This window comes from Cellulophaga sp. F20128 (assembly GCF_023015805.1).
In the GTDB taxonomy this organism is placed as follows: Bacteria; Bacteroidota; Bacteroidia; order Flavobacteriales; family Flavobacteriaceae; genus Cellulophaga.
The window spans coordinates 118050-129788 of the sequence record NZ_JALKBA010000010.1; the positions used below are offsets into that span (position 1 = coordinate 118050).

Sequence of the window (11739 nt, forward strand, 5' to 3'; positions counted from 1 at the left end):
TATGGATCAACAATTCGCCAAGGATATTGTAGAAGGACTTTCTACAGCTAAAAAACGGTTATCATCAAAGTATTTTTACGATGCTGCTGGGAGTAAAATCTTTCAGGAGATTATGAATATGCCGGAATACTATTTAACAGATAGTGAATTTGAAATACTTTCGCTTCAAGGCAAACAAATTATTGAGGCTGTTCAGTTTAAGGAGCCATTTAATATTATAGAATTAGGAGCTGGCGACGGGTTTAAGACCTTTAAATTGTTAGAATATCTCGTACATGCTAAAATTGATTTTCATTATGTGCCTATAGATATCTCACAAGGTGCAATGGATAGCTTGCTAGAAAAGTTGCATCAAAAGCTTCCAAACCTGTCCATTCATCCTCGGGTAGGAGACTATTTTGAGATTTTAAATACAGAGAATATAAATACAGATATTCCAAGTTTACTCCTGTTTTTAGGTAGTAATATTGGCAATTATGGTAATTTGGATGCCATTGGGTTATTGCAGCATTTTGGTGCGGGAATGAAAAAAAATGACAAACTCTTAATGGGTGTCGATTTGATGAAGAACCCTAGAACAATTCAATATGCCTATGATGACCGTCATGGCATTACCAAACGTTTTAATATCAATCTACTTCTACGTATTAATCGTGAATTGGAAGGTGATTTTAAAGTAGACGATTTTGATTTTTATTGTCATTACAATCCTATTACTGGTGAAGTTAGGAGTTATTTGATTAGTTTGCGTAAACAGACCGTTCATTTAAAAAAGATAGGTAAAAGCTTTAATTTTGATTATAATGAGCTTATTTGGACCGAACTTTCTAAAAAATATGCTTTAGAGGAAATAGAAAACTTGGCAGAAAATAGTGGCTTTAAAGTTGAAAAGCATTTTTTAGATTGCAAACACCATTTTACAGATACCCTATTAATTAAATAAGGTGTCCATAAAATAAACATAGGTAAGTGTATGAAGAATATACGAAGCATGCCAAAAATGATGAAGAGATCGTAGTTGAATGTGCAAAACTAAGAACCTATGCCTATAAAGGGGATTAGGAAGCTATTTTAAATGTCTAAAATCATAGGTGTTCTAGTGTTTTTTTAGGATGTAACTATTTTATCGTCTATTTGTTAAGGAAGTTCGTGTAAATTAGCAAATGGTGTATGTGGTTAAAAGGGAGGCAGTAAACACTAGTTTTTAAAGAATAAATTACTTTTTATTTAAGCTAAATGGAGGAAGAAAAATTAATGTCTAAAAAGAAGCCTGCTTACCCAGTAAGTGTGCACTTAGATGCCTATTTAAAACATTACAATAGAAAGACAGAAATACCTATTTTTTATGATGATTTACTCCGGTTTTCAGGATCAGTTGTGGTGTATGATTCAAAGGAAGTAGATACCTTATGGGTACGTGTGTATTATTCTGAATATGAAAGGGAAGAGATTGATGTAAGCTTAAAAAAAGTGTATTCCTTACTGCATTCCGATGGTAGTGATTACATCAATCAATATTTAAATATAGATGCGGTTGATTTCTGTACTTTTGGAAATTCTAAACCTTTTCGAATAAAAGTAAGGAATATCCTAAATGATAACTTTACGTATTTCTATATTAAAAAAACAGATGCCTCTAGAATTTACGGTTTAGAGCTAGAGCATATGTTATCGCCTTACAATCTCAATTTCTTAGTGTATAAGGATACCCTAATTGAAGAACATATAGCAGGTATACCCGGAGATGTTTTTATTAAAGAGATGTTACCCAATTGTTCTGAGCGTGAAAAATCACAATTGGCTAAGGAATTTGTAAAGTTTAATGAACGTTGTATGATTCGCTTGTTGGGTGATATGCGTTCCTATAACTATGTAATTGTACCGGTGCATGATTTTGATCATGTGGTTTATCGGATACGTGCCATAGATTTTGATCAGCAATGTTTTGAAGGAAAGCTTAAAGTGTACCGCCCTCAATTTTTTAAAGAAAACTATCAGATGGTAGAATTAGTGAGGAGTAAATTACTGGTTAGTTCTGTAGATCAATACAAATTAGAGGAGCGATCTATTGTTGCCAAAAGAATTCTTAGTTCTGGGAATAGAATAAAAAAATTGAGAAATATTTGTAAAAAAGATACGATTTCTACCCCAGAAAATATAAAAATGCTTCGTGAACATATCTATGACCTTACTCTTGATATGCAATTTAAAAAATGTAAAACGATGGGAAGAGTTTTAGATTTGGCCTTAGATTTTGTAAAAAGAAATTATGAAAACATTAGTATGAAACAAATTATAGAAAATAAGATTAAATTGTAAGCAGAACCTGGTAAGGTATTGATTTTAAGTGGTAAGAACGAAATAAAAATAACATGTACCAATTGCCAAGTAAAAACCACTAAATAAAAATTGCCAAGTCTATAGTTTTAAGGATGAAGCTGAAAGACTTTCAGTGTCTAATTTTTTGTGAATGTTTTTTTGTTTATTTGATGCTTTGGACTCCAAGTTTAGTTTTTTCAACTATCAACTATCAACTATCAACTATCAACTATCAACTATCAACTATCAACTATCAACTATCAACCAAATTTAGCTTTTCTCTTCCTTGTTAAAATAGACAAGATAATAATACATTTGTCGTTCTTCGTCCCATCCTTTTTCCACAAATTTTTGAGCAGATTCAGGATTAATAAAATCCATTTTTATTTGAATGTTCGTGTCTAAATTGATAACATTTTTTATCTTTTTACGAGCATCGGAAACCGCTTTATTAGCGATATTAAAGTTAGATACATCTTCAACACTATACTTGGGTCCTTTTTCTACCTTGTAATTTTTAAATTCTGGTATTAGCTCAGGATTGTCCATTACTTCGTTAAGAAAGACAGACTCTTCAAAGGCATCATTTTTCGCAAAATGATTTACAGCTTTATTCATAAATAGTACTTCTTGCTGTTTGTCTTCAGCAGGGAGAACTACATCCTTAGCAAAATTTTGACAAAATTTCAAGTAATTTTTAGTGTAAAAAGTTTCATCAGCTAAGGCATCTACCCCTAGAAAATTTTCCAGCCAGTATTTTGTGTCGTATCGGTTGCTATCTACAGACAACACTTTATATCCTTCTTCCTTATTGGAATTGAAAATTAAACAGCCTTTATCCAGCTTGTTTACATTAATACCTTGCAGAATGTTAATGTCCATATTTTCTCCATTTTCATTTAATTGAAGAAAATCATGTTTTAACTCACTTTTAAAGATACCTATAGCATCGGTTTTCTTATTGTCTAATAATAGATCTGTTAAGTACGTAACATATAACTCTCCACTTTTTATATGTGGGTGATTGGACTGTTCAAACAAATGAGTCGCTATTTTTTTTGAATTTGCATGACAGCTTTCTGGGGCTTCAAAAATAGCCATAGCTATTTGGTATAATTCGTTAAACTCAACGTCTACTTCATTAGAAAATTTAAAATAATTCTCTTCTTTTTCCCGAAAAGGTTTAAAAAAATACTCTTTTAATAATCCCGTAGTTTCATCATTTAAAGCATATGGTTGGTTCGATAAAAATGCACCTTCGCCTTTATTTTTATTACCGATACGGTGTATAGAAATGCTTTCAATTTGAGTAGAGTATAAATTAATCATATAGAAGAAGTGTATGTTTTAATAAGGTGCGTAAATATAATTTTTATTTAGTTCCAATTTTCATCAAAATCTAAATCGTCATAACTTTCAAAAGAATCGTCCAACTCTTCCTCAGAATCATCGGCTTCAAAGTTTTTTTCAGGTGGACTATCAGGTAATTCCCCAAAACTAAAAAGGATGTTGGGGTAGGCCTTACCTTCATCATTATCTTCTATGTCTGCTAATTCAACAAAAAATGTCCACATACTTAAAAAGTCGTACACATAAATAAGCTTTGGTGTATTCTCAGTTAAAATATCTTCCAACAACACTTCGTTCATCAACCGAACATCGGAAATCCCATTTTCACTCATATCAAAAAGAGCAATTTCTTGGTCTTGGTTCCACTCTTCATCACAGGTGTAAAAGGAAGCCATTTCACTACCTAAAAAACCAAAAGCTTGGGTGATGGTGTTGTGAAAATCTTCTAAGGTGTTTTGAGCTTCTATCTCAACATCTCTAAATACGTCATCTTTGGCATCTAAGATGATTCTAATTTTATAAATCATTTCTTTTCAAATATTGCAAGTGGGCAAAGTTACAAAGTTTTAATCCTTTCTCACAGTATTAACGATTACAAATAAGTTAAAAAATGCAACAACGGCATAAAGTCTTTTAACTGATGTAGATCGGATAAATTACAGCGGAACTTTCGGGAAATTCAAAACAGAATAACTTGCTATTAGTAACACGGCTTAAAGTAATATTCCAAGAGCTGTTTGGGTTATACTGGGAGGTACAAGTTACGCATCCGCCAATACCATAGTGCCTAAATTTTACTGAATGTTTTCTGTCTTTTTAAAATGTTCAATGACCAAATAAAACTGTACGCCAAATAATAGTGATGCTAGCACCAAATGAAGGGTTTGACTACCAAAAGGGAAGTCAAAATAATTCATTTCAATCCCTGAAATTACCTCCAATGCTAGTAAAATCAATACCCATTTTATTTTAGAAAGGGCTAATTTTAATTGAAGCATTCTGTAGAAAATAGAACCGTTCAATAAAACTACCAAGATTGAAAAGGATCTATGGATGTAAAAAGTAAGGGATCCATTTTCTAACCACAGGTTTTTCGCAGTTTCACCAACTAAATCTACTTGTGTATCAACCAATTGCCTTACCTGCGTTCCTAAAACAATTTGGATGACTGTAACTGCTAAGGCAAGTAGGAGGAGTTGTTTTGTTATTTTATCGGTTTGCAATTGCGTTGTTACTTCCTTAACGCTATATAAAAGATACAGTAACATGGCTACAATGGCTAAGGCCATAACCATATGTATTGTAATCTTTACAGGGTTTAATAGTGAGTAAACAACGGTTGCTCCTAACCAACCTTGAAAGCCCATAGCAAAGACTATGGCCCATGACAATAGGGTTACTTTTTTATTTTTTTTCCAAAATTTAATGGAAAGTATAGCCAGAACAAATGTAGCTAAGCCTGCCAAAGCCCCAAAAAGCCTATTTATATATTCTATCCAAGTGTGGGTTGGATTAAAGTGAGCATAATTGTGTTTTGTGTAGGTCTCCCAATTGGCGGTGTTAAATTGTGCAGTTGTGGTAAAATCTTTACGTGCAACCTGCAAAGTCTTATCAACAATAATTATTTCTCCTTTTTTAACCCCTGAGAAAGGTTGCCATTGTAGCTCAGTAATAGCTGTTGGCGGTATGTATTGACCAAAGCATTTGGGCCAGTCTGGGCATCCCATTCCACTACCAGTCATTCTAACAACAGCTCCCGCAATGATTACCAGATAAACAAGAATTAGGGATATTTTGGCAGTTTTTATAAATTTTTTTTGCATTTTGAAGAAGTGTGAAATACGAATGCAAAATTACATTTCTTTTGTTAATTGAGATAATATTAATGGGAATAAAATAGAAAAGGCTACCGTTTTTGGTAGCCTTTTTACAATAGCTTAAATTCCATTAATTTTTTATGACCATAAAGGCGGATCTTCTATTTTTTTGATGTTCCTCTTCGGAACATGTGTTAGCGGAAGTACAATTGTTAGTAAGCTGACTTGCTCCAAATCCTTTTCCAGAAACTCTCTCAGGATTAATTCCGTTATCTAAGAGGTATTTCACGGTTTCATTGGCTCTTCTGTCAGATAATGCCTGGTTGTATGCAGTAGTCGCTCTAGCATCAGTATGTGAGCGCACTTCAATAACCACTGCAGGATATTCCTTGAGGTAAGCAAATACTTGTTGCATTGTAATTTGACCATCAATTCTAATCGTGGACTTATCCAAATCAAAATAAATAGGATCAAGGTTTAAGTATTGGGTTAAATCTGTGCCAATAGGAGCTGCCTTTTTGATGGGTGTAAGATTTACAACGAGAGTTTGGTCTTGTTTTTTAGGGAGAATAGTAAAGGAAGTTTTTCCTGAATTATAGTCTAATTTATGAGCAACTACAATATAGTCTTCTTCATAACAGATATCTTCTAATGTAAAGTTGCCATTGTCATCTGAAATAGTTTCAATTGTTAAAGAATTTTGAAGGTCTTTAAGTTGTACGCTTGCATTTGGAATGTTGGCTCCTGTTGTACTATCTATAACAGTACCAATAATGGTGTTACCACAGTTTAGGTTTAACTCTTTGGTTTGGGTAAAGCTGTATATATCATCAAATCCTTTGCCGCCATCTCTGTTAGAGGCAAAGAACCCTTTTTGAGTGTCTTCATTAAAAATTAGTGAAAAGTCGTCTTTTTTGCTATTCACGGGTTTTCCAATATTTACGATATATGAATCGTTAAAATTATCAGTGATTTGAGTTGCAAAAATATCCAATCCACCAAGTCCAGGATGTCCATCAGAGGCAAAGTATAGGATGTTATTTTTTGAGACAAACGGGAATGTTTCTCTAGCTTCTGTATTAATTTTGTTCCCTAAATTAATAGGTAATCCAAAAGACCCATCGGCAATAATATCAACCCTATATAGATCAGACATACCTCTTGTTCCAGGCATATCAGAAGCAAAATACAATTTAGTTTCATCGGGTGATAGGGCAGGGTGGGCAACAGAATAGTCGTCCCCATTAAAAGGTAATTCTGTAATTTTTTTCCATAGATCATCAATTTTTATGGCTCTGTATAATTTTAATCTACTTACACCGTCTGTGCCACGGGAAAAACGTCCGTTTTCAGAATTGTTTCTAGTGAAATACATAGTATTTCCATCTTTGGTGAAAATAGCAGAAGATTCGTGTGTTTTTTTATTGAGTTTACGATCTAATTTATTTGGATTAATTGGATTGCTGTTTTCATCTATAGTGGCGGCGTACAGGTTTAAAAACGGTTGATTGTTCCACTGGTGAATAGCATTACGTACCGTACCGGTATCTCTGGCCGAGGAAAAGACCAATTTATTGTTGTAATAGGCTGGTGAAAACTCAGATGCTTTAGAGTTTATTTCAAGATTTTTAAGATTGTATCTGCCAGAATTTTTTTCAATTGTTTGCAGGTAATCGGTATTGTTTTCAAACAAAGAAGCTCTAGTGTCGTCTTGTTTTTTAGCATCAAACTTACGCATCCAAGCATCAGATTCATCGTAATTTCCTATTGATTTTAGAGTTAAAGCGTATTTGTAAATTTCTTCAGGGTCTACCGTAGCACCTTCTAGATTCACTAGTTTTTCATACCAAGAAGCTGCATTTTTATACCTTGCATTAAGGTAATTGGAGTTGGCTAGTTTTCTGTAAATTGTTTCCGAGTTGTATCCTAAATCTATCAACCGCTCGTAGACATCTATAGCCTCAGCGTATTGGTAACTCTTAAACTTATCATCTGCTCTTTTTTCTTTTTTGGTTTGTGCATTTGCAATTGCAAAACAGAACAAAAAGACTAGTGTTATATGTTTAAATTTCATTTTTTCTTCTTTAAAAGAATCTTGGTGTTATTACTTTTTTGTATCTAGATCTAAGCTCATATCTTAAAAATACTTCAAAAGATCCATCATTAAAAGATGTATTTCCAAGGTCCGTAGTTTCTTTGTCGTAGGCTAGCCCTAGCATTAATTGGTCGCTAATTTGAAAACCAAAAAGAGCACTAACTGCAGCATCCCATCTGTAAGCAGCACCAAAGCTAAACTTGTCTCTTAGTAAAAAGTTAGCAGATAAATCTGCTTGTAAGGGAGCACCTTTAACCGCTTTAATAAGGGCGGCAGGTTTAAACTTTAAATCGTGATTAATTTCAAAAACATAACCTGTAATTAGATACCAGTTCATGCGTTCTACTGCGACAAAAGAACTATTAACGCCTCCAGAATTATCAAAATGTTCAGTTTCTAAGAAATTAGGTACTGAAAGTCCTGCATAGAATGTATCGGTATGGTAATAGGCCCCAGCTCCAAAATTAGGAGAGAACTTTTTTTCGATATCATTATACCCAGAGGGGGTAGATTCTTGTCGGTAGTTTGCTAATTTAGAAAAGTCAATGTTTAGAAAATGTCCCCCTGCTTTTAGTCCAAAGGATAATTTTCCTAGCTCCCCAGTAGGTATTGTATAAGAAAATGCAGCATCTATGTAGGTATCTTGATTGGTGCCATTACCAATTTCATCATGTACTACAGACAGACCCAATCCAATTCTTCTGGCAATAGGAGTATTGAGGTTTAGGGTTTGTGTAGTAGGGGCTCCATCGAGTCCTATCCACTGTGATCTGTGTAAAGCGGCAATACTTAAGACACCCCTAGAACCTGCATAAGCTGGGTTTATGGCAATTGTATTGTACATATATTGAGTGTATTGCGCATCTTGTTGAGCAGTACTATTTTGTACATAGAGTAAGATGCATGCAATGCCAACTACTATTTTTTTCATAATCTGTAATTTATGCGTTTAATGGTTTTGTATTATTTATCTGTTTAGGTACAAATACCCTGCTTTCGATTTATTTTGTCCGTTATTGTTGTATTTAATAATGTAGTAATAAACCCCTGCAGGTAAGGTTTCATTTTTCTTAACTACAGCTCTACCATTAGAAATACCTCTAAAGACATTAGAACCAAGATCGTATCCTTTTGTTTCAAAAACGATAACCCCCCATCTGTTGTAAATCTGTACCGTATTGTCCTTAAATTGTTCAATATTGATAATTCTAAAGTAACCATCATCTATGCCAGGACCAACAAGGTCATTGTAAATAGAGATATCACATGCAGCTCCTGCCGGAGGGGTACCTCCAATATTGCTACACGGATCTAACGGATCTGTTTGATCAGAAACTTCTTTCCCATCTATGATTAAATCACCATCAGAATCAGGGTTAAATGGATCCGTACCTAAGGTAGCTTCTTCCGAATTGGTTAACCCATCATCATCACAATCACTGCTGTCAAGAGGCGTACCACCGTTAGATTCACAATCGTCTAGTGGGTTAGTATTATCATCAACTTCCTGACCATCTAAAATGGTATCACTATCGGTATCTGGGTTGTTAGGATCTGTACCTAAACTTAGTTCATCATTATTGGATAGACCGTCCCCATCATTATCCAATATAATTGTAACACTTCCTGTTCCAATATTCCCAGCTGAATCGGTCGCTGTAATCGTTAAAACATCTCCGTCACCTAATTCAGGGAAAGTTCCAGTATCGGGTGTTGCAGAACTGGTATCCAAGCTCCAGCTTCCGTTGCTATCGGTAACAACCGTGTAGCTAAGGTCAGGAATATTGTCGCCATTGGTATCAATTTCGATAAGCATAGCTTCATTTGGCCTTCCTTCTCCAGTTAATACAGGTGTGGTAACTGTGGCTGGCGTATTATCTACCGTCGGGGAAGTAGTATCCACAACAATAGGGAATACACTGGATAGCTCACTAGTATTACCCGCTGTATCGGTTGCTTGTACGGTAATGTCGTAATTGCCATCGGCAAGTGTTGTTCCGGTATGGTCAAAGTTCCAGTTTCCTGAAGCATCGGCAGTAAGATTTCCGATACTTACTCCGTCTATAAACACTTCTACAGTAGTGTTTGGTACGGCAGTTCCGCTAAAAGTTAAAGTATTGTCATTTGTGATCCCATCAAAATTATCTGTTCCAGAATCCTCACTAATGCTAGTAACAATAGGGCTACTAGGTACCGTGGTATTGATGGTTAATTCTAAGGTTGTTACATCTACCGTACTATTTGCAGCAGCATCTGTACTTGTAACAACTACCTCATTGGTTCCATTTATGTCTGGATTAAAAACACCACTATCAGGGGTTGCTGTTTCGGTATCAATAGTCCAGTTGCCAGAACCATCAGCAATAGTCGTATAGGTCGCATCGGCTACTTCTACCGTAACTGTACTTCCAATCTCTGCGGTACCGCTAAGTACAGGCGTAGTGTCATTTGTAATCTGACTTTCTACTGTTGGCACCTCGGGTGCCGTTGTATCGATGGTTAATTCTAAGGTTGTTGCATCTACGGTAGTATTAGAAGCAGCATCTGTACTTGTCACAATTACCTCATTGGTTCCATTTACATTTGGAGCAAATGCTCCACTATCAGGGGTTACAGTTTCGGTATCAATGGTCCAGTTGCCAGAAGCATCTGGCGTAGTCGTATAGGTAGCATCGGCTACCTCTACCGTTACTGTACTTCCAATCTCAGCCGTTCCGTTAAGCACTGGTGTAATATCATTTGTAATCTGACTTTCTACAGTAGGTACTGCGGGTGCCGTTGTATCGATGGTCAATTCTAAGGTTGTAGCATCTACGGTAGTATTACCAGCAGCATCTGTACTTGTAACAATTACCTCGTTGGTTCCATTTACATTTGGTTCAAAGACTCCATCAGCTGGTTTGGCTATTTCGGTATCAACAGTCCAGCTTCCTAAAGCATCTGTGGTTGTCGTATAAGTAGCACCGGCTACCACAACAGTTATTGTTGATCCTATTTCGGCCGTTCCGTTAAGCACTGGTGTAGTATCATTTGTAATTTGACTTTCTACAGTGGGTACCGTGGGTACAGTGGTATCGATGGTCAACTCTAAGGTTGTTTCGTCATCTGTACTATGCCCTGCAGTATCAGAACTGGTTACCAACACTTCATTGGCACCATTTATGTCCGGATTAAAAATACCACTATCAGGGGTTGCTGTTTCGGTATCAATAGTCCAATTGCCAGAACCATCAGCAATAGTCGTATAGGTAGCATCGGCTACTACTACCGTTACTGTACTTCCAATCTCTGCGGTACCGCTAAGAATAGGAGTTGTATCGTTTGTAATTTGACTTACTACTGTTGGCACCGCTGGTGGTGTTGCATCGATTGTTAATTCTAAGGTTGTGTTATCATCTGTACTATTGCCAGCAGCATCTGAACTAGTGACCATTACCTCATTTGCACCATTTATGTCTGGATTAAAAACACCACTATCAGGTGTTGCAGTTTCGGTATCAATGGTCCAGTTACCAGAACTATCAGCAATAGTCGTATAGGTAGCATCGGCTACTACTACAGTTACTGTGCTGCCTATTTCGGCAGTCCCACTTAGTATAGGCGTAATGTCATTGGTAATTAGAATCGCTACCGTAGGTGCAAGGGGTGAAATTGTATCGATGGTTAATTCTAAGGAAGTTGAATCAACAGAACTATTCCCTGATGCATCCATGCTCGTTACTACTACTTCATTGACACCATTTATGTCTGGATTAAAAACACCACTATCAGGTGTTGCAGTTTCAGTATCAATAGTCCAGCTTCCTGAAGCATCTGATATCGTTGAATAGGTAGCACCTGCAACTACTACAGTTAAGGTAGTCCCAATCTCTGTTGTACCATTAAGTACAGGTGTTGTATCGTTTGTAATTTGCGTTTCGACCGTCGGTTCAGCGGGTGCTGTAGTATCTACGGTGATTGGGAAATTAGAAGAAAGTAGACTCATATTACCAGCGGCATCTGTTGCCTGTGATGCAATCATATAACTGCTATCACCCAGCGTAATTCCGGAATGGTCAAAAGTCCAGTTTCCAGATCCATTTGCAGTTGTAAATCCAATACTAACACCATCAATAAATACTTCTACGGAAGCATTTGGTTCTGCTGTTCCAGTAAAGA

The 11739-nt window shown here is 35.8% G+C and carries 8 protein-coding genes; 2 read left to right on the forward strand and 6 right to left on the reverse strand.

Annotated features, from left to right (window positions below; genetic code table 11):
• Position 1: 1 nt before the first annotated feature.
• Together MWU65_RS11375 and MWU65_RS11380 are read left to right on the forward strand one after the other, a co-directional pair.
• On the forward strand, positions 2–943 hold the full coding sequence (locus MWU65_RS11375) for an L-histidine N(alpha)-methyltransferase (RefSeq protein ID WP_247078044.1): 942 nt from the start codon (positions 2–4) through the stop codon (positions 941–943).
• Between the two features lie 293 nt (positions 944–1236).
• Complete coding sequence (locus MWU65_RS11380) at positions 1237–2319, forward strand: hypothetical protein (RefSeq protein WP_247078046.1); 1083 nt, start codon at positions 1237–1239, stop codon at positions 2317–2319.
• 270 nt (positions 2320–2589) lie between these two features.
• Here MWU65_RS11380 and MWU65_RS11385 read toward each other — a convergent pair whose 3' ends face one another.
• The 6 genes from MWU65_RS11385 to MWU65_RS11410 form a co-directional block, all read right to left on the reverse strand.
• Positions 2590–3648 (reverse strand): nucleoid-associated protein, encoded by a 1059-nt coding sequence (locus MWU65_RS11385; RefSeq protein WP_247078048.1) that lies wholly within the window; start codon positions 3646–3648, stop codon positions 2590–2592.
• A gap of 47 nt (positions 3649–3695) precedes the next feature.
• Positions 3696–4196, reverse strand: a complete 501-nt coding sequence (locus MWU65_RS11390; RefSeq protein ID WP_247078050.1) for a plasmid pRiA4b ORF-3 family protein — start codon at positions 4194–4196, stop codon at positions 3696–3698.
• A 267-nt stretch (positions 4197–4463) separates the two neighbouring features.
• Entirely contained in the window at positions 4464–5492 is a 1029-nt protein-coding gene (locus MWU65_RS11395; protein ID WP_247078052.1) for a COX15/CtaA family protein, read from the reverse strand.
• A 124-nt stretch (positions 5493–5616) separates the two neighbouring features.
• Positions 5617–7560, reverse strand: coding sequence for an OmpA family protein (locus tag MWU65_RS11400; protein WP_247078054.1), 1944 nt, complete (start codon positions 7558–7560; stop codon positions 5617–5619).
• A gap of 10 nt (positions 7561–7570) precedes the next feature.
• The gene (locus MWU65_RS11405) at positions 7571–8512 is read right to left on the reverse strand and encodes a type IX secretion system membrane protein PorP/SprF (protein WP_247078056.1); all 942 of its coding nucleotides are present in this window, start codon (positions 8510–8512) and stop codon (positions 7571–7573) included.
• Positions 8513–8548: 36 nt separating this feature from the next.
• The coding region (locus tag MWU65_RS11410; protein WP_247078058.1) for an Ig-like domain-containing protein at positions 8549–11739 on the reverse strand (3191 nt) is incomplete at its 5' end.